The sequence below is a fragment of the Kitasatospora sp. NPDC127060 genome (assembly GCF_042724935.1).
GTDB lineage: Bacteria > Actinomycetota > Actinomycetes > Streptomycetales > Streptomycetaceae > Kitasatospora.
Map to the genome: position 1 here is coordinate 1 of NZ_JBHXEG010000053.1, position 17405 is coordinate 17405.

At 72.4% G+C, this 17405-nt stretch carries 17 protein-coding genes; 13 read left to right on the plus strand and 4 right to left on the minus strand.

Going from position 1 to position 17405, the window contains the following annotated elements; genetic code table 11:
- Nucleotides 1–174 precede the first annotated feature (174 nt).
- From ACFWIS_RS25960 to ACFWIS_RS25970, 3 genes are all read right to left on the minus strand, one after another.
- The gene (locus ACFWIS_RS25960; protein ID WP_380462615.1) at nt 175–1095 is read right to left on the minus strand and encodes a lytic polysaccharide monooxygenase; all 921 of its coding nucleotides are present in this window, start codon (nt 1093–1095) and stop codon (nt 175–177) included.
- A gap of 240 nt (nt 1096–1335) precedes the next feature.
- On the minus strand, nt 1336–1737 hold the full coding sequence (locus ACFWIS_RS25965; RefSeq protein WP_380462613.1) for a hypothetical protein: 402 nt from the start codon (nt 1735–1737) through the stop codon (nt 1336–1338).
- 59 nt (nt 1738–1796) lie between these two features.
- On the minus strand, nt 1797–3008 hold the full coding sequence (locus ACFWIS_RS25970; protein WP_380462611.1) for an alanine racemase: 1212 nt from the start codon (nt 3006–3008) through the stop codon (nt 1797–1799).
- A gap of 89 nt (nt 3009–3097) precedes the next feature.
- Between ACFWIS_RS25970 and ACFWIS_RS25975 the strand changes: the two genes are divergently transcribed.
- Nucleotides 3098–3871 carry an SseB family protein gene (locus ACFWIS_RS25975; RefSeq protein WP_380462610.1) on the plus strand — a complete coding sequence of 258 codons (774 nt, stop codon included), beginning with the start codon at nt 3098–3100 and terminating at the stop codon, nt 3869–3871.
- 81 nt (nt 3872–3952) lie between these two features.
- Here the strand turns inward: ACFWIS_RS25975 and ACFWIS_RS25980 are convergent, their stop codons facing one another.
- Nucleotides 3953–4330: a DUF1844 domain-containing protein gene (locus ACFWIS_RS25980; protein WP_360230223.1), complete on the minus strand. Its 378-nt coding sequence runs from the start codon at nt 4328–4330 to the stop codon at nt 3953–3955.
- Nucleotides 4331–4811: 481 nt separating this feature from the next.
- Between ACFWIS_RS25980 and infC the strand changes: the two genes are divergently transcribed.
- The 12 genes from infC to ACFWIS_RS26040 all read left to right on the plus strand — a co-directional run bounded on the left by infC (nt 4812) and on the right by ACFWIS_RS26040 (nt 17319).
- The gene (infC, locus tag ACFWIS_RS25985; protein WP_380462617.1) at nt 4812–5567 is read left to right on the plus strand and encodes a translation initiation factor IF-3; all 756 of its coding nucleotides are present in this window, start codon (nt 4812–4814) and stop codon (nt 5565–5567) included.
- A 141-nt stretch (nt 5568–5708) separates the two neighbouring features.
- Nucleotides 5709–5903, plus strand: coding sequence for a 50S ribosomal protein L35 (rpmI, locus tag ACFWIS_RS25990; protein ID WP_030055648.1), 195 nt, complete (start codon nt 5709–5711; stop codon nt 5901–5903).
- 109 nt (nt 5904–6012) lie between these two features.
- Nucleotides 6013–6408, plus strand: a complete 396-nt coding sequence (gene rplT / locus ACFWIS_RS25995; RefSeq protein ID WP_030055649.1) for a 50S ribosomal protein L20 — start codon at nt 6013–6015, stop codon at nt 6406–6408.
- A gap of 105 nt (nt 6409–6513) precedes the next feature.
- Nucleotides 6514–7380: a TrmH family RNA methyltransferase gene (locus ACFWIS_RS26000; protein WP_380462608.1), complete on the plus strand. Its 867-nt coding sequence runs from the start codon at nt 6514–6516 to the stop codon at nt 7378–7380.
- 149 nt (nt 7381–7529) lie between these two features.
- Nucleotides 7530–8633, plus strand: coding sequence for an ATP-binding protein (locus ACFWIS_RS26005; RefSeq protein WP_380462606.1), 1104 nt, complete (start codon nt 7530–7532; stop codon nt 8631–8633).
- Between the two features lie 254 nt (nt 8634–8887).
- The gene (gene pheS, locus ACFWIS_RS26010) at nt 8888–10009 is read left to right on the plus strand and encodes a phenylalanine--tRNA ligase subunit alpha (protein ID WP_380462604.1); all 1122 of its coding nucleotides are present in this window, start codon (nt 8888–8890) and stop codon (nt 10007–10009) included.
- On the plus strand, nt 10009–12510 hold the full coding sequence (gene pheT, locus ACFWIS_RS26015; protein ID WP_380462602.1) for a phenylalanine--tRNA ligase subunit beta: 2502 nt from the start codon (nt 10009–10011) through the stop codon (nt 12508–12510). The genes pheS and pheT overlap by 1 nt, the downstream gene beginning before the upstream one ends.
- 181 nt (nt 12511–12691) lie before the next feature.
- Nucleotides 12692–13129, plus strand: a complete 438-nt coding sequence (locus ACFWIS_RS26020) for a GntR family transcriptional regulator (RefSeq protein ID WP_380462600.1) — start codon at nt 12692–12694, stop codon at nt 13127–13129.
- Entirely contained in the window at nt 13129–14052 is a 924-nt protein-coding gene (locus ACFWIS_RS26025; RefSeq protein WP_380462598.1) for an ATP-binding cassette domain-containing protein, read from the plus strand. The genes ACFWIS_RS26020 and ACFWIS_RS26025 overlap by 1 nt, the downstream gene beginning before the upstream one ends.
- The gene (locus ACFWIS_RS26030; RefSeq protein WP_380462596.1) at nt 14049–15014 is read left to right on the plus strand and encodes a hypothetical protein; all 966 of its coding nucleotides are present in this window, start codon (nt 14049–14051) and stop codon (nt 15012–15014) included. Before ACFWIS_RS26025 ends, ACFWIS_RS26030 begins: the two co-directional genes overlap by 4 nt.
- 119 nt (nt 15015–15133) lie before the next feature.
- Nucleotides 15134–15976, plus strand: coding sequence for a chitosanase (locus ACFWIS_RS26035; protein ID WP_380462594.1), 843 nt, complete (start codon nt 15134–15136; stop codon nt 15974–15976).
- Between the two features lie 248 nt (nt 15977–16224).
- Nucleotides 16225–17319 (plus strand): substrate-binding domain-containing protein, encoded by a 1095-nt coding sequence (locus ACFWIS_RS26040; protein ID WP_380462592.1) that lies wholly within the window; start codon nt 16225–16227, stop codon nt 17317–17319.
- The last annotated feature ends 86 nt before the right edge of the window (nt 17320–17405 follow it).

The following is a 17405-nucleotide window of genomic DNA, read 5'->3' on the forward strand; positions in this document are numbered from 1 at the left end:
GCTCCGTTACCACCACACCCTGCGCCCCGGCCTCATCACCGCTGGCGGCCCAACGGGGGTGTAACCCCCCGGGGGGGGGCCGTCGCCGTCAGGGCCCGGGTCCGTCCCGGGCCCCGGGAGGCGCGGAACCGGACCGGACGGGGGTGGGCCGGCCCGGCCCCGCGTCGTCCGGCGTCAGGAGTCGCGTCGAACAGCCTCGACACGACGGCGCCGGAGCACCATGCCCGCCCAGCCGACGCCGAGCGCGGCGGCGCCGGCGAGCAGCAGCGGACCGGTGGCGGAGGTGCCGGCCACGGCGGCGGAGGTGGTCGGGATCGGCTGGCCGGCCGGGGCGTTCGGGTCCCCGCCGTGCCCGTGGTGGGCGACCGTGGACTTGGGGGCGTCGGCGGCGATCTGGGCGTCGCTGGGCGCGGCCGGGGCGGCGAGCGAGGAGACCGCCGGGGCGCCGGCCGTGGTGGCCTTGCCGAAGTCGACGTCGGAGCAGCTGTAGAACGCCTCCGGGCTGTCGCTGCGCTGCCAGATCATGTAGAGCAGCTGGCGGCCGGTGCGCTGCGGCAGGGTGCCCGGGTAGGTGTAGTACCCGTTGACGGCGGTGCGGTCGACCTGCACCTGGGCGACCGGGGTCGGGTCGAGGTCCGACCACTTCAGCGGCTTGGTGGGGTCGTAGCCGGGCTTGGTGATGTAGACGGTCTGGGTGCCGACGTGCGGCGCGGTGGTGCGGAACTGGAAGGTGAAGCTGCCCGCGGTGACCGGGGTGGCCGGCCAGTCGGTGCGCGGCCAGTCCAGGGCCGCGTACTTGTCGCGGTTGGCCGAGCAGAGCTTGCCGTCCGGGATCAGCGCCTGGTGGTTGCCGTTGGCGTTGGCGATGTTGACCTCGTTCCAGTCGTACAGCGGCTGGGTGCCGCTCGCGGCGACGAGGTCCTTGCACACCTGGGACACCGGGTGCTCGGGGCCCTCGGCGTAGCAGGCGGCGATCCGGCTGACCGGGCCGGTCATGGTGCCGTGGGCGCTGGCGGTGCCGGCGGTGGTCGCGGCCATCGCGAGGACGGCGGCGCCGACCACGCCGACGGACAGGGCAGTTCGCTTGATGGACATGGGGTGGGGACTCCTTGACCGTCGTTCCGGGCGGGTGTGGGGGAGCGGACACGCCTGCCCGTTCGGGGCCGCCGGCCCGGATCGCGGGCCCCGGCCAGAGCGTAGGATTGGTCTGGACCAGAAGGCAATAGCCGGGAGTGGTGCGGTTATTGACGCACTGTAGGCTCCCGAGCAGCGCAAAGGCCCGACGGGACACCGGGGTTAGGTGTTCCATCGGGCCCGCTTAAGGCTCCGGAAAGGTCAGCGCTGCACCTTCTGAATGATGCCGGCCTGGATCACGTCTCCGTTGTTGCCGCCGCTGACCGTGTTGTAGATGTACGTCGAGCCGGGCTCCTGCCGGGGAATGAACTCGGCCAGGATCTCCCGGAGTTCGTCCGCCGCCTCCGGGTGCTCGCGGAACAGCCGGCGCAGTCGGGTGCGCAGGACGGCCGTCTGGTCGGCCAGCGCGTCCTCGTCGTCCCCGGCCTCCACCACCTCGGCCCGGATCACCTCCAGATCGGCGCTCGTCGCCTCGTCCTCCTCGCCGCGCCCGAACATCCGGGCGACGCGTGAACTGACCTGCGACCAGGCCGCGGTGGCCATCAGTCCGGCCAGCGACGAGGCCCCCGACGTCACCATCTGCTGTACGATCTCCGCTTCCATGGCGCCCCCTCGTGGTTGGTCGTGCCCGGCACCACGGTAGGGCAGAGCCGGACGGATCGTCAGAGGAACGTCTTCCCCTCACCCCGGTAGGTGGGGACGGTCCGGACGATCCGGTCCCCCTCGATCAGGTGCAGTTCGGCGAAGCGCTCGCACAGCTCGCCCGCCTTGGCGTGCCGGAACCAGACCCGGTCGCCGATCAGCAGGTCGTCGGCGGCCGGGCCGAGCAGCGGGGTCTGCACCTCGCCCGCGCCCTCCATCGGGTCGTACCGCAGCCCCGGCGGCAGGTACGGCATCGGCGAGCGGTCCGGTCCGACCGGGCCGGAGGCCGGGTAGCCGCCGCCGAGCACGGTGACCACCCCGACGCCGGGGCGGCGCACCACCGGCTGGCCGAACAGTGCGGCCGGACGGCCCCGGAACACCCGGTAGTTGTCGAACAGCTGCGGCTGGTACAGCCCGGATCCGGCGGCGACCTCGGTGACGGCCCGCTCGGCCGCGGTGGACTCCACGCTGCCGGTGCCGCCGCCGTTGACGAACTCCAGCTCGGCCACCTGCCGCAGCCGCCGCACCACCGCCGCGCGCCGCTCGGCCAGTTCGGTCCGGGCCTTGTTCTGCATCAGCCGGACCAACTGGGAGCGCAGCGGCCGCCCGGGCACCCGGTCGCCCACCCCGGCGACGTGCCCCTCGTACGCCATCAAGCCGACCACCCGGAAGCCCCGGCGGCGCTGGACGAGTTCGGCGAAGGCACCGAGCTCCTCCGGGGTGCGCAGCGGCGAGCGCCGGGCACCGACCCGGACCTTCCCGCCGAACAGGTGCAGCGCGGTGTCCAGCTCCAGGCAGACCCGCACCTCGGCGTCACCGGTGCGGGCCTTGTCGATCAGGTCCAGCTGGGCCGGGTCGTCCAGCACGACGGTGACCCGGGCGGCGAGCTCCTGGTCCCCGGTCAGTTCGGCGTAGCCGGCGCGGTCGGTGGAGGGGTAGGCGAGCAGGACGTCGCGCACGCCCGTACGGGCCAGCCAGAGCGACTCGTCCAGGGTGAAGCCCATCACCCCGAGGAAGCCGTCCACGGCCAGCGCCCGGTCCAGCAGGGCCCGGCAGCGCAGCGACTTGCTGGCCACCCGGATCGGCTTGCCGCCCGCCCGGCGCACCAGGTCGGCGGCGTTGGCGTCGAAGGCGTCGAGGTCCACGACGGCCACCGGCCCGTCCAGGTGGGCGGTGGCCCGGTCGTACCGGTGCCGGTCCGTGACAGGGGTGCGCGCAACGAGGATGACCATGCGCGCAGGCTGCCACAGCGCGCTACCGGTGGGTAGAGGTCGTGCGGGGAAATGCGGTCGGCGCCGGCCGGTGGCATAGGGTCGGCCGGGTGGACCGCGAAGACTTCCCCAACCCGGCGTTCGCCGGCAAGAGCATCCCGAACCCCGGCTTCTCCGACGACGACGGCACGGCGGACCGGGCGCTCGCCGAGGCCCTCGCCCGCTGGTCGCAGGACCGCGCGGTGGAGCCCGAGGTGCTGGCGGCGCTGACCCCGACCCGGCTGATGGTCCCGATCGTGGCGATCCTCGGCGAGGTCGAGGTGGACGAGCACGGGCACCGGCACGACAAGAGCAGCGACATGGCCGTGCCGGTGCTGGAGGCCCCGGACGGGCGCCGCGCGCTGCCGGCCTTCACGTCCCTGGAGGCGCTCACCCGCTGGCGGGCCGACGCCCGTCCGGCGCCGACGGCGGCCCCGCAGGCCGCGATGGTCGCCTTCTCCGAGCGCGCCGACACGCTGCTGATCGACCCGGCCGGGCCGGTGCCGTTCCTGCTGAGCGGCGCCCGGCTGCGGGCCCTGGCGGAGAACCGCCCCTACCTGCCGCCGGTGCGGGACCCGGAGGTGAGGGAGGCGGTCCGGGTGCTGCTGGCGGCCGAGCCGCAGGTGCTCAGCGGGCTGCTGGCGCCGTCGGAGGACTCGGACGGGGTGCTCGCCGTGGTCTTCGACCCGGCGCTGGACCAGCGGGGGCTGCAGGAGGCCGCGCAGCGGGTCGGCCGGGCGGTGGCCGGGGACCCGGTGCTGCGGGTGCGGCTGGACCGGGGGCTGGACCTCGCGGTGCTGCCGGAGAGTGCCCAGCTGCCGGGGGAGCCGCTGTACCGGCGGTAGGAACGACGTACCGGCGGTAGGAGCGACGAAGGGGCCCGCAGCTACGAGGTTTCGTAGCTGCGGGCCCCGGTCGGATCGGTCTCAGGAGTAGACCGGCCCGGTGAACTTCTCGCCCGGCCCGGTGCCCGGCGCGTCAGGCACCAGGGAGGCCTCGCGGAAGGCCAGCTGCAGCGAGCGCAGTCCGTCGCGCAGCGGGGCCGCGTGGAAGTTGCTGATCTCCGGGGCGCCGGCCGTGACCAGTCCGGCGAGCGCGGTGATCAGCTTGCGGGCCTCGTCCAGGTCCTTGTCCTTCTCGCCGCCCTCGGCCAGGCCGCACTTGACCGCGGCGGCGCTCATCAGGTGCACCGCGACGGTGGTGATCACCTCGACGGCCGGGACCTCGGCGATGTCGCGGGTGAGGTCGTCGAAGCCGATCGCGTCGTCGTCCGTGCCGGGGGTCTGGGTGGGCTCGCTGCTCAAGGGGGGCTCGTTCCGTCGTGCGGTGTGGGTACAGGGTGGAGCGTACAAGGGGCCCGGAAGCCGCCGGGAAGGCAGTGCGCCGGGGCGGAATAGCGTTCGACAGCGCGACGCTGTAAGCTTCGAGACTGACCGGCCGGGATCCCTCATGGGCACCTGGCCAGCAAGTGGAGGCTCCACTGCGAGGAGGCCCGAGAGGGCAACCGCGAAAGTCTCCCACCTGGTCGACTTCACGGTCGACGGGTCCCGGTCCGCGACGGGCGCCGAGGCGCCGAGTCGCCCGCAGCGTCCCTCACCGGATGCCGCCCCCGGTTGTGTGGAGCCCCGCTTGTACCGAGCGGGGCTTTTTTCGTGTCGCGGTGCACGCGATGCCGAGAGGCATCGGGCAGCGCAGCACGAATGAAGCCCCGCCCAGTGGTCGAGTCCACTACGTGCGACCGCCGTCCGACGGCCGCATCGCAGAAGGTGCAACCGAGGAGGCCCCATCAGCACCGAGCCCCGCATCAACGACCGGATTCGCGTCCCGGAGGTGCGACTTGTCGGTCCCAGCGGCGAGCAGGTCGGCATCGTGCCGCTTGCCAAGGCGCTGGAGCTCGCACAGGAGTACGACCTCGACCTGGTCGAGGTCGCGGCGACCGCCCGGCCGCCGGTGTGCAAGCTCATGGACTACGGCAAGTTCAAGTACGAGTCGGCCATGAAGGCCCGTGAGGCGCGCAAGAACCAGGCGCACACGGTCATCAAGGAGATGAAGCTCCGGCCGAAGATCGACCCGCACGACTATGACACCAAGAAGGGTCACGTCGTTCGGTTCCTCAAGCAGGGCGACAAGGTCAAGATCACGATCATGTTCCGCGGTCGTGAGCAGTCCCGCCCCGAGCTGGGCTTCCGTCTGCTGCAGCGGCTCGCCGACGACGTCCAGGACCTGGGCTTCGTCGAGTCCTCGCCCAAGCAGGACGGCCGGAACATGATCATGGTCCTTGGCCCGCACAAGAAGAAGACCGAGGCGATGGCCGAGGCCCGCGCCCTCGCGGACGCCCGCAAGGCCGAGCGACTGGGCCGGACCCCCGGCTCCGACGCCGACCTCGCGGATGACGACGCGGTGGCCGAGGACCTGGTCACCGAGGACGAGGACCTGGTGGCCGACGACGCCGTGACCGAGGCGCAGGACGCCCCGGTCGAGGCGCCGGCCGCCGAGGCCGAGGCCCCGGTCGAGCAGCCGGCCGCTTCCCAGGGCGCCTGAGCCGCAAGGCTCACGGCAGTCCGGGGGTCGGCCCCCAGGGTGACGGGGCGCCCCGCCCGGTCACCACAGATCCATCCAGTTCACGCCCGCGCGGCGCAGGTCGCGCGGGCGTGGACGGGACTGACGAGGAGATACGGCGAAATGCCGAAGCAGAAGACGCACAGTGGCGCCAGCAAGCGCTTCAAGATCAGTGGCTCTGGCAAGGTGCTGCGCGAGCGCGCCGGCCGCCGCCACCTCCTGGAGCACAAGCCCTCGACGCTGACCCGCAAGCTGGCCGGGACCGTCGAGCTGGCCCCCGCTGACGCCAAGAAGATCAAGAAGCTTCTCGGCAAGTGATCGCCCTCCCGCCCGGCGCGAGCCGTGTGCGGGGCAGCTGATCCTTCCCGACCCATTCGAATGACGGACCACGTGAAGTAGTCCGTGGTCCAACCCAAGGAGTAATCAAGTGGCACGCGTCAAGCGGGCAGTCAACGCCCACAAGAAGCGCCGGGTCATCCTGGAGCGCGCCAGCGGCTACCGTGGCCAGCGTTCGCGCCTGTACCGCAAGGCCAAGGAGCAGGTCACCCACTCGCTGGTCTACAACTTCAACGACCGCAAGAAGCGCAAGGGCGACTTCCGTCAGCTGTGGATCCAGCGCATCAACGCTGCGGCCCGTGCCAACGGCATCACCTACAACCGCTTCGTGCAGGGCCTGAAGGCCGCCAGCGTCGAGATTGACCGCAAGATGCTGGCCGACCTGGCCGTCAACGACCCGGGTGCGTTCGCCTCCCTGGTCGAGGTGGCCCAGAAGGCGCTGCCGGCCGACGTGAACGCCCCGAAGGCCGCCGCCGACGCCGCCTGATCTTCCGAGATCGGTTGAGCTCTGACCGGACCCGCAGGCTCTCCTGCGGGTCCGGTTCTGCTTTCCGTCCCCCGTGCCCTCCCCGTGCCTCCAGAGAACGAGACCATGCCGAGCACCGAGACCCCCCTGCTCACCTCCCTGCGCTCGCCGCGCGTCGTCGCCGCCCGCCGACTCGCCAAGCGGAACCAGCGCACCAAGGAGCGCCGCTTCCTGGCCGAGGGCCCGCAGGCCGTCCGGGAGGCCGTCGGGTTCGGCAAGCTGCCGGGGACGGCCGAGCACGCCGTGGTCGAGGTGTACGTGGGCCTGGAGGCCGCCGAGCGGCACGCGGACATCGTCGAGGCCGCCCTGGCCGAGGGGCTGCCGGTGCTGACCGCCACCGACGAGGTGATCGCCGACATCTGCGACACCGTGACCCCGCAGGGCATCGTGGCGCTCTGCCGCTTCATCGACACCCCGTTCGCCGAGGTGCTCGCGGCCCGGCCCAAGCTGGTGGCGATCCTCGCCCACGTGCGCGACCCCGGCAACGCCGGCACCGTGCTGCGCACCGCCGACGCCGCCGGCGCGGACGCCGTGGTGCTCACCGACGCCTCGGTGGACCTGTACAACCCGAAGGCCGTCCGGGCCTCCGTGGGCAGCCTGTTCCACCTGCCGGTGGCGGTCGGCGTACCGGTCGAGGAGGCGGTCGGGCAGCTGCGCGCGGCCGGCATCCGGGTGCTCGCCGCGGACGGCGCGGGGGAGCGCGACCTGGACCGGGAGCTCGACGAGGGCACCCTCGGTGCGCCCGGCGCATGGCTGTTCGGCAACGAGGCCTGGGGGCTCCCGGAGGAGACCCGCGCGCTCACCGACGAGGTCGTGCGGGTACCGATCCACGGCCACGCGGAGAGCCTCAACCTGGCCACCGCCGCGGCCGTCTGCCTGTACGCCTCCGCCCGGGCCCAGCGTTCGCCCGGCGGCTGCCGCTCGAACGGCTGACGCCGCGGCCCTGATCCGGCGAGAACCCGCAGGACACGCCCCGGGCGCGCCGCGTTCTCACGCTGCAAGCCCTACTGCGGGGGCCTGCGAGGCGCTAGGGTCTGCCTCGGTGGGGGGAACGGCACGGTGGGTAATCGGGGAGGCAACCCATGGTCGGCAGCGGACCCGAGCTCGACCCGGACGACCTGCCGGACGGCTTGGTGGTCGCCGACGCGCTGGGCCGGGTGGTCTGCTTCAACCGGGCCGCGGCCCGGCTCACCGGGGTGCTCCCGGAGGCCGCGCTCGGTCTCGCGCTGGAGGACGTCCTGCCGCTGGAGGACCTGGACGGCCACCGCTGGTGGCAGCTGACCGACCCGTACGGCGGCCTGGTGATCCGCACCGGCCAGCCCGAGCGCAACCTGCTGCTGCCCGGCGGGCGCGAGGTGCTGGTCTCCGCCCGGTACGTCCGGGCGGTGCCGCAGGGGCCGCTGGAGCGCCTGGTGGTCGCCGTGCGCGGCACCGAGGCCCGGCGCCGCACCGAGCGCAGCCACGCCGAGCTGATCGCCACCGTCGCGCACGAGCTGCGCTCCCCGCTGACCAGCGTCAAGGGCTTCACGGCGACGCTGCTGGCCAAGTGGGAGCGGTTCACCGACGGGCAGAAGCGGCTGATGCTGGAGACGGTGGACGCCGACGCCGACCGGGTCACCCGGCTGATCGCCGAGCTGCTGGACATCTCCCGGATCGACGCCGGACGGCTGGAGCTGCGCAAGCAGGTGGTCGACCTGGTGGCCGCGGTGCGCCGTCACGTCGAGCGCAAGGTGGCCACCGGCATCCCCGAGGAGCGCTTCGACATCCGGATCACCGAGCCGCTCACCGTGCTGTGGGCGGACCCGGACAAGGTCGACCAGGTGCTCGCCAACCTGCTGGAAAACGCGGTGCGGCACGGCGAGGGAACTGTCACCATCGAGGTGGCACCGGCCAAGGAGGTCGTCGAGGCGCCCGTCTGGGAGCGCTCCGGCACCCCGCCCCGCATCGTGGAAGGCACAGCGGTCACCGTGAGCGACGAAGGCAGCGGCATCCCCGAGGAGTCGATGCCGCGCGTCTTCACCCGCTTCTGGCGGGGCTCCAAGCGAGGTGGCACCGGCCTCGGGCTCTACATCGTCAAGGGCATCGTGGAGGCCCACGGCGGTTCCATCCGGGTCGACCGCGCGCCCGGTGGCGGGGCCCGGTTCCGATTTATCCTGCCCGCCGGGGTGCCCGACTTCATGCTCTGAAAGAGCATGAACGACTGACACAGCATGCTCTGAAAGAGCGCGGGGGCTTCGCCGGACGGGCTTGACGACAGCCGCGCTACGCGCTGCGACTACACTCGACCTTTGGCGTTGCGCAACGCCCTGTGCGGCTGTGCCGCGGACACCCTCCCCGTCAGCACGGAGACCGGCTGCCCGCGCCCCGGCCCCGCCGGGCGTGACGCGAAGGCGAGCCCACACACCTGAGTACGGACGAGCAGGAGCACGGGAAGATAGAGATGTCGGCACCCAACAAGTCGTACGACCCTGTCGAGGTCGAGGCACTCAAGCCCGAGGTGGTGGAGCAGGCGCGGGACGAGGCGATCGCCGCCTTCGCCGCCGCCGGTTCCCTGGACGAGCTGAAGCAGGCCAAGGTCGCCCACACCGGCGACCGCTCCGCGCTCTCCCTCGCCAACCGCGAGATCGGCGCCCTTCCGCCGCACGCCAAGGCCGCCGCCGGCAAGCTGATCGGCCAGGCCCGCGGCGCCGTCAACCAGGCGCTCGCCAAGCGGCAGGCCGAGCTGGAGGCGGAGCGCGACGCCCGCGTGCTGGTCGAGGAGGCGGTGGACGTCACCCTGCCGTACGACCGCGCCCCGCGCGGCGCCCGGCACCCGCTGACCACGCTGGCCGAGCGCATCGAGGACACCTTCGTCGCGATGGGCTACCAGGTCGCGGAGGGCCCCGAGGTCGAGGCCGAGTGGCTGAACTTCGACGCCCTCAACCTGGGCCCGGACCACCCGGCCCGCTCGATGCAGGACACCTTCTTCGTCCAGGCCCCGGACGGCTCCGCCGACTCCGGCGTGGTGCTGCGCACCCAGACCTCCCCGGTCCAGGCCCGCACCCTGCTCCACCGCGAGCCCCCGGTCTACGTGGTCTGCCCCGGCCGGGTCTACCGGACGGACGAGCTGGACGCCACCCACACCCCGGTGTTCCGCCAGGTCGAGGGCCTCGCCGTCGACGAGGGCATCACCTTCGCCGACCTCAAGGGCACCATCGAGGTGCTGGTCGAGAAGCTGATCGGCGGCGGCCTGGAGCTGCGCTGGCGCCCCTCGTACTTCCCGTTCACCGAGCCGAGCGCCGAGATCGACCTGCAGTGCTTCGTGTGCCGCGGCGAGAGCGTCGGCAACCCGGACCGTCCGTGCCGCACCTGCTCCTCCGAGGGCTGGATCGAGCTCGGCGGCTGCGGCGTGGTCAACCCCCGGGTGCTGGTCGCCTGCGGCGTGGACCCGAACCGCTACAGCGGGTTCGCCTTCGGCCTGGGCCTGGAGCGGATCCTGATGAATCGTCACAACGTCGCCGACATGCGCGACATGGTCGAGGGTGACGTCCGCTTCACCCTCCCGTTCGGGATGGAGATCTGATGCGCGTCCCGCTTTCCTGGCTGCGCGAGTACGTCGACCTTCCGGCCGGTGAGACCGGCCGCGACGTGGCCGAGCGCCTGGTCCGGGCCGGCCTGGAGGTCGAGACCGTCGAGCAGCTCGGCACCGACCTCAAGGGCCCCCTGGTGGTCGGCGAGGTGCTCTCCATCGAGGAGCTGTCCGGCTTCAAGAAGCCGATCCGGCACTGCTTCGTCAACGTCGGCGACGCCAACGGCACCGGTGAGCCGCAGGAGATCGTCTGCGGCGCGACCAACTTCGCGGTCGGCGACAAGGTCGTGGTCGTGCTCCCGGGCGCCGTGCTGCCCGGCCCGTTCCCGATCGCGGCCCGCAAGACCTACGGCCACACCTCGGCCGGCATGATCTGCTCCGCCCGCGAGCTGGGCATGGGCGACGACCACAACGGCATCATCGTGCTCCCGCCCGAGTACGAGCCCGGCACCGACGCCATCGAGCTGCTCCAGCTGGTCGACGAGGTGCTGGACATCGCCGTCACCCCGGACCGCGGCTACTGCCTGTCGATGCGCGGCGTGGCCCGCGAGGCCGCCGCCGCGTACGGGCTGCCGCTGGCCGACCCGGCGCTGCTCGACGTGCCGCCGGCCAACTCCTTCGGCTACCTGGTCAAGGTCAACGACCCGGCCGGCTGCGACCGCTTCGTGGCCCGCACGGTCATCGGTGTCGACCCGACCGCCAAGTCGCCGATCTGGCTGCAGCGCCGCCTCCAGAAGTCGGGCATCCGCCCGATCTCGCTGACCGTCGACATCACCAACTACGTGATGCTGGAGGTCGGCCAGCCGCTGCACGCCTACGACAAGCAGCGCGTGAGCGGCCCGATCACGGTCCGCCGGGCGGCCGAGGGCGAGACCCTCACCACCCTGGACGGCGTCGAGCGCAAGCTCGCCGCCGAGGACCTGCTGATCTGCGACGCCAGCGGCCCGATCGGCCTGGCCGGGGTCATGGGCGGCGCCTCCACCGAGATCCTCGACCCGGCCGCCGGTCCGGGCACCACCGAGGTGATCATCGAGGCCGCGCACTTCGACCCGGTCTCCATCGCCCGCACCGCCAAGCGGCACAAGCTGCCCTCCGAGGCGTCCAAGCGCTTCGAGCGCGGCGTCGACCCGGAGGCCGCCCGCGCCGCCGCGCAGCGCGCCGTCGACCTGCTGGTGCTGATCGCCGGCGGCACCGCCGAGGCCGGGGTCACCGACATCGCGGCCCCGCACCCGGTGCGCACCATCACCATCGCCGCCGACCTGCCGGACCGGGTGGCCGGCACGGCGTACGGCCGCGAGACCGTCACCCGGCGCCTGCAGGAGGTCGGCTGCTCGGTCGCGGGCGCCGACGTCCTGGAGGTCACCCCGCCGGCCTGGCGGCCCGACCTCACCGACCCGTACGACCTCGCCGAGGAGGTCATCCGGCTGGAGGGCTACGACAACGTCCCCGCCCGGATGCCCAACGTCCCGCCGGGCAAGGGCCTGACCGAGGCCCAGCGCGTCCACCGCCGGATCGGCGTGGCGCTGGCCGGGGCCGGCTACGTCGAGGTCAACAACTACCCGTTCCTCGGCGAGGCCGCCTTCGAGGCGCTCGGCCTGGAGCCGGAGGACCGCCGCCGCCGGACCGTCACGCTGGTGAACCCGCTCAACGACGAGGAACCGTCGTTGCGCACCACCATGCTGCCGGGCCTGCTCGGCGCGCTGCGCCGCAACATCGGCCGGGGCAACACCGACCTGGCGATCTTCGAGACCGGCACCGTGTTCCTGCCGAAGGACGAGCTGACCGTGGCCCCGCGCCCGGCCGTCGACCGCCGGCCGAGCGACGCGGAGCTGGCCGCGCTGGACGCCGCGCTGCCGGACCAGCCGCGCCGGGTCGCCGTCGCCCTCGCGGGCGAGCGGCTGCCGTCCGGCTGGTGGGGCAAGGGCGACCAGGCCTCCTGGGCGGACGCGATCGAGGCGGCCCGTACGGTGGCCCGTGCGGCCGGCGTCGAGCTGACCGTGCGCCGGGGCCAGTTGGCGCCCTGGCACCCGGGCCGCTGCGCCGAGCTGGTGGTCGCCGGCACCGACCGGGTGGTCGGCCACGCCGGTGAGCTGCACCCCCGTGTGGTCAAGTCGCTCGGGCTGCCGGCCCGTTCGGCGGCGATGGAGCTCGACATCGACCTGCTGACGGCCGACGGCTCGCGGAAGGTCGACGGCCCGGCGGTCTCCGGATTCCCGGTGGCCACCCAGGACGTCGCGCTGATCGTCGACACCGCCGTCCCGGCCGCCGAGGTCGAGGCCGCGCTGCGCTCGGGCGCGGGCGAACTGCTGGAGGCCATCCGGCTGTTCGACGTGTTCACCGGTGAGCAGGTCGGCGAGGGCAAGAAGTCGCTGGCGTACGCGCTGCGCTTCCGCGCCACCGACCGCACCCTGACCGCCGACGAGGCCACCGCCGCCCGCGAGGCGGCCGTCGCCGAGGCCGTCAGCCGCACCGGCGCGGTGCTGCGCGGCGCCTGATCCCGTAGTGCCCGGAGAGGGCCCCACCCCTGCCGCGAGGCGGGGGCGGGGCCCTTCGGCGTTCCTTCCCGTTCCTTCCCGGTCCTCGGCGGCCCTCGCCGGCCCTCTTCCCGGCCCTTCCCCGCCTTCTCCGACTTCTCTGACTTGACGACTCATCACACGATCCTTTATCTCTTTACCTATGGAAGTAGATAAAGCTGAAGACCAGCCCTCGCCCATCGAGTTCCGCCTGGACCCGGCCTCCGGCGTCCCGACCTACCTGCAACTCGTGCAGCAGGTCGAACAGGCCCTGCGGATGGGCTGGTTGGCGGAGGGGGACCGGTTGCCCCGGGTGCGCGAGGTGGTCGCCGGGCTGGCGATCAACCCCAACACCGTGCTCAAGGCCTACCGGGAGCTGGAACACCGCGGCCTGGCGGCCGGTCGGCGCGGCCAGGGCACCTTCGTGCGCGGACTGCCCGCCGGAGTGGTGCCGCTGCGCGAACGGGCCGCGCTGCGGCGAGGCTTGCTGGACTGGATGCGCTCGGCGCGGTCCGCCGGGCTGGACGAAGGGGGGATGGTCGCGGTGTTCGAGGACGCGCTGCGCGACCTGCGCGAGGGGCGCGACGGGGTGGTGGCGTGATGACGACCGACACCGTGATCGACTGCGGCGGCATCGGCAAGCGCTACCGGCGCTCCTGGGCCCTGCGGGACTGCCACCTCGCCGTCCCGGCCGGGCACGTGGTGGCCCTGGTCGGCCCGAACGGCGCCGGCAAGACCACCCTGCTCAGCCTGGCCGCCGGGCTCACCCTGCCCAGCGAGGGCGCGATGACCGTCCTCGGTGACCAACTCCCCGGCTCGCCAGAGGCCTTGGACCGGATCGGCTTCGTCGCCCAGAACGCCGCGCTCTACCCCGGCCTGCCCGTACGCGACCTGCTCGCGATGGGCCGCCACCTCAACCGGCGCTGGGACGAGAGCCGGGCGCGCACCCATCTGGACGGCCTCGGCATCCCGCTGGACCGCAAGTACGGCCGGCTCTCCGGCGGCCAGCAGGCCCAGGTCTCGCTCGCCCTGGCCCTCGCCAAGCGGCCCGAACTGCTGCTCCTGGACGAGCCGTTGGCCGCGCTCGACCCGCTCGCCCGGCACGACTTCATGTCCGTGCTGCTCACGGCGGTGGCCGAGGACGGCCTCTCGGTGCTGTTCTCCTCGCACGCCGTCAACGAGCTGGAGCAGAGCTGCGACTACCTGGTGGTGCTGGCCGGCGGCCGGGTGCAGGTGACGGGGGAGGTGGACGACCTGATCGCCGACCACCGGATGCTCACCGGCCCGACCGCCGAGGCCGACGCCGTCGCCGAGCGCCTCCCGGTGGTCCGCGACCGCCGGGCCGGCAGCCAGTCCCACCTGCTGGTGCGCACCGGCGGACTGGACGCGCCGGTGTCCGGCGGCTGGTGCCAACAGCGCGTCGGCCTGGAGGAGTTGGTGCTCGCCTACCTGCGCGAGCCGACCGCCTCCGCCCTGCCCGGCCCGCGCGGGGCCGTCCGGACGAACCAGAAGGTACTGTCGTGAGCTCGATCGCCCTCGCCCCGCCCCGCTCCGCCGTCCTACGGGCCGCCGGGCTGCGCCACCGGCCGGCGCTGCTGACCCTGCTGACCGTGATGGGCGTGATCTCGCTCGTCCTGCTGGCGCACGGCTGGTACCTGCACGACGGCCTGGACCGCACCGGCGCGGGCTCCTGCGACCCGGCCACCGCCGCCTGTGCGGCGACGTTCAAGCGGTTCCTGCACCAGTACGCCGACAGCATGCCGATGCTCGGCAGCGTCGCCTACGTCCTCGGCGGCGTCTTCGGCGCGTTCCTCGGCGGCCCGCTGCTGGCGCGGGAGTTCGAGCACGGCACGGTGCGCTTCGCCTGGACCCAGGGGGCCGGACGGACCCGCTGGACGGCGGGCGGCCTGGTGCTGGGCGGCGCGGTGCTGGCCGTGGTGGCGGCGCTGTTCGGGCTGGTGCTGCGCTGGTGGAGCGTGCCGCTGGAGCTCATGGGCGGACAGTTCCACCCGGACCTCTTCGTGGAGGCGCCGCCAGTGCTGATCGGCCGGGTGCTGGTGGCCTTCGGGGTCGCGGCGCTGGCCGGCGCGGTGCTGCGTCGCACCGTGTTCGCGGTGGGCCTCGGCCTGGTGGCCTCGGTCGCCCTGCCGTTCCTCGCCCAGGCCGTGCGCTCGCACTACATGACCCCGCTGGACGAGCCGGTGCGCGCCATGACGTCGCTGGCGACGGACGACCGTTGGGTGCTGAGCGTCTGGTACTCCGACCCGGCGGGGAACCGGCTCTCCGAGTCCGAGTTCTACCACCTCGGCGGTGATTACGACCGTCTGCAGTCCCTGGTGCACGACGGCGGCTACACCATGCACGAGGTGTACCAGCCGGCCGACCGGTTCTGGCCGTTCCAGTGGATCGAGTTCGGCTGGACGACCCTGCTCGCCGTGGCCCTGTGCGCGGCGGCGGTCTGGTGGGTGCGCCGCCGGGCGGTCTGACCTGCACCGTTCGAAGCTCCTTGAAGTCGCATTGTCAAAACCCTTGCGGGACCGGGGTTCCTGGGCGTTTCCTTCTCGTTAGGAAGGTTTCCTAACCTACGAGGAACCGGAGCGTCCCCATGCGTCCTCAGCCCCGTCGCACCCTCCGCATAGCCCTCGCCGCCGCCCTGGTGGCCGCGCCCCTGACCGTCGCGGCCACCTCGGTGGCCCAGGCCGCGCCCGCGCCCGCAACGTCCGTCCAGCTCAAGGGCGTCGGCCTCGACGACCCGCACAAGAAGGACATCGCGATGCAGCTGGTGTCCAGTGCCGAGAACTCCTCGCTGGACTGGAAGGCCCAGTACAAGTACATCGAGGACATCGGTGACGGCCGCGGCTACACCGCCGGCATCATCGGGTTCTGTTCCGGTACCGGTGACATGCTGGACCTGGTCCAGCACTACGCCGACCTCAAGCCCGGCAACGTCCTCGCCAAGTACCTGCCCGCGCTGAAGAAGGTCAACGGCAGCGCCTCGCACTCCGGCCTCGGTACCCCGTTCGTCAAGGACTGGGCCACCGCCGCGAAGGACCCGGTCTTCCAGCAGGCCCAGAACGACGAGCGCGACCGGGTGTACTTCAACCCCGCCGTCAACCAGGCCAAGGCCGACGGCCTGCGTGCTCTCGGCCAGTTCGCCTACTACGACGCCATCGTGATGCACGGCCCCGGCGACAGCTCGGACAGCTTCGGCGGCATCCGCGCGGCCGCCATGAAGAAGGCCAGGACGCCCGCCCAGGGCGGCGACGAGGCCACCTACCTCAAGGCCTTCCTGGACGCCCGCAAGGTGGTCATGAAGAAGGAGGAGGCGCACTCCGACACCAGCCGGGTCGACACCGAGCAGTCGGTGTTCCTCAACGCCAAGAACTTCGACCTCAACCCGCCGCTCAAGTGGAAGGTCTACGGCGACAGTTACAGCATCAACAGCTGACGCCCAGGTCGGCGCGGTGGCGGGAGCCCGTTTCCCCGGGTCTCCCGCCATCTCGGCATTCGATCTCTCCCCCCCCCGCGAACAACCCAAGGAACTGTGAAAGTCCTGTTCATCCCATAACGAATCGAGCAGGGGCATAACGAACGATCCCTCCCGCATTGACGCATTCGCACGGTGGCGCTTGACTCCGTCCCCTGCCGCAGGGTTGCGGCGCCGTACAGGAGGCACCACCGATCATGATCAGACCCATGCGTCTCGCGGCCACGGGCACAGCCGCCGTGTCGCTCGCACTCGCCCTCACGGCCTGCGGCCAGACGGTGGCGGGCCAGACGCCGGCGGCCGGCGGAGGCGGGGGAGGTGGCGGAGGCGGCGAGGGCATCGGTCTGCTGCTGCCGGAGAGCACGTCCTCCACCCGGTACGACGCGTTCGACAAGCCCCTGATCGAGCAGACGGTGACCGGCCTCTGCACCAAGTGCACGGTGAGCTACGCCAACGCGGGCGGCGATGCCACCGTTCAGAAGAAGCAGTTCGACGACATGCTCGCCAAGGGCGTGAAGGTCATCCTGCTCGACCCGGTCGACGCCAAGCTCACCGCCCCGTGGGTGGACGCCGCCAACGCCAAGGGCGTGAAGGTCGTCGCCTACGACCGGCTGGCCCAGGGCAAGGTCGCCGCGTACGTCTCCTTCGACAACCAGCAGACCGGTCAGCTCCAGGGCCAGTCCCTGCTCGACGCGCTCGGCTCGAAGGCCTCCTCGGCCAACGTCGTGATGATCGACGGCGCCGAATCCGACCCCAACGCGGCGCAGTTCAAGGCGGGCGCGCACCTGGCACTGGACGGCCGGGTCAAGATCGCCTACGAGCAGTCCGGCGAGTGGAAGCCGGACGTGGCCGCGGAGAAGACGAACGAGGCCATCCAGAGCCTCGGGAAGAACGGCATCCAGGCCGTCTACGTCGCGAACGACGGCATGGCCGCCGCCGTCATCGAGGCCCTGAAGGCCGCGGGCGTCAAGAACGTGCCGGTCGGCGGCCAGGACGCCTCCCTCGACGCGGTCCGTCGGGTGCTCACGGGCGAGCAGGCGTACACCATCTACAAGCCGTACAAGCCCGAGACCGATGCGGCGGGCAGCATCGCCGTCCAGCTGGCCGAGGGCATGGACATCAGCACGACCGCCGCCACGCTCACCGACAGCGGCGGGCTGAAGATCCCCTCGCTGCTGCTCACCCCGATCGTGGTGACCAAGTCGAAGGTGGAGGCCACGGTCGTCGGCGGCGGGCTCTACAAGGCGTCCGACATCTGCACCCAGCAGTACGCGGAGGCCTGCGCGCAGGCCGGGGTCAAGTAGCGCGGTCCGTCAGGCAGTCGCAAAGCGGCGCGCCCGTACCGGAGGCCGGTACGGGCGCGCCCGTCGAGGCTCAGGCGCTCGCGGTG

Bases quoted from the DNA above. Each gene is read 5' to 3' on its own strand.
- ACFWIS_RS25965 (WP_380462613.1), bottom strand. From the start codon at position 1,737: ATGGAAGCGGAGATCGTACAGCAGATGGTGACGTCGGGGGCCTCGTCG.
- ACFWIS_RS26025 (WP_380462598.1), top strand. From the start codon at position 13,129: ATGACGACCGACACCGTGATCGACTGCGGCGGCATCGGCAAGCGCTAC.
- ACFWIS_RS26040 (WP_380462592.1), top strand. From the start codon at position 16,225: ATGCGTCTCGCGGCCACGGGCACAGCCGCCGTGTCGCTCGCACTCGCC.
- ACFWIS_RS26005 (WP_380462606.1), top strand. From the start codon at position 7,530: ATGGTCGGCAGCGGACCCGAGCTCGACCCGGACGACCTGCCGGACGGC.
- ACFWIS_RS26020 (WP_380462600.1), top strand. From the start codon at position 12,692: ATGGAAGTAGATAAAGCTGAAGACCAGCCCTCGCCCATCGAGTTCCGC.
- pheS (WP_380462604.1), top strand. From the start codon at position 8,888: ATGTCGGCACCCAACAAGTCGTACGACCCTGTCGAGGTCGAGGCACTC.
- ACFWIS_RS25960 (WP_380462615.1), bottom strand. From the start codon at position 1,095: ATGTCCATCAAGCGAACTGCCCTGTCCGTCGGCGTGGTCGGCGCCGCC.
- rpmI (WP_030055648.1), top strand. From the start codon at position 5,709: ATGCCGAAGCAGAAGACGCACAGTGGCGCCAGCAAGCGCTTCAAGATC.
- ACFWIS_RS26035 (WP_380462594.1), top strand. From the start codon at position 15,134: ATGCGTCCTCAGCCCCGTCGCACCCTCCGCATAGCCCTCGCCGCCGCC.
- ACFWIS_RS26000 (WP_380462608.1), top strand. From the start codon at position 6,514: ATGCCGAGCACCGAGACCCCCCTGCTCACCTCCCTGCGCTCGCCGCGC.
- pheT (WP_380462602.1), top strand. From the start codon at position 10,009: ATGCGCGTCCCGCTTTCCTGGCTGCGCGAGTACGTCGACCTTCCGGCC.
- ACFWIS_RS25970 (WP_380462611.1), bottom strand. From the start codon at position 3,008: ATGGTCATCCTCGTTGCGCGCACCCCTGTCACGGACCGGCACCGGTAC.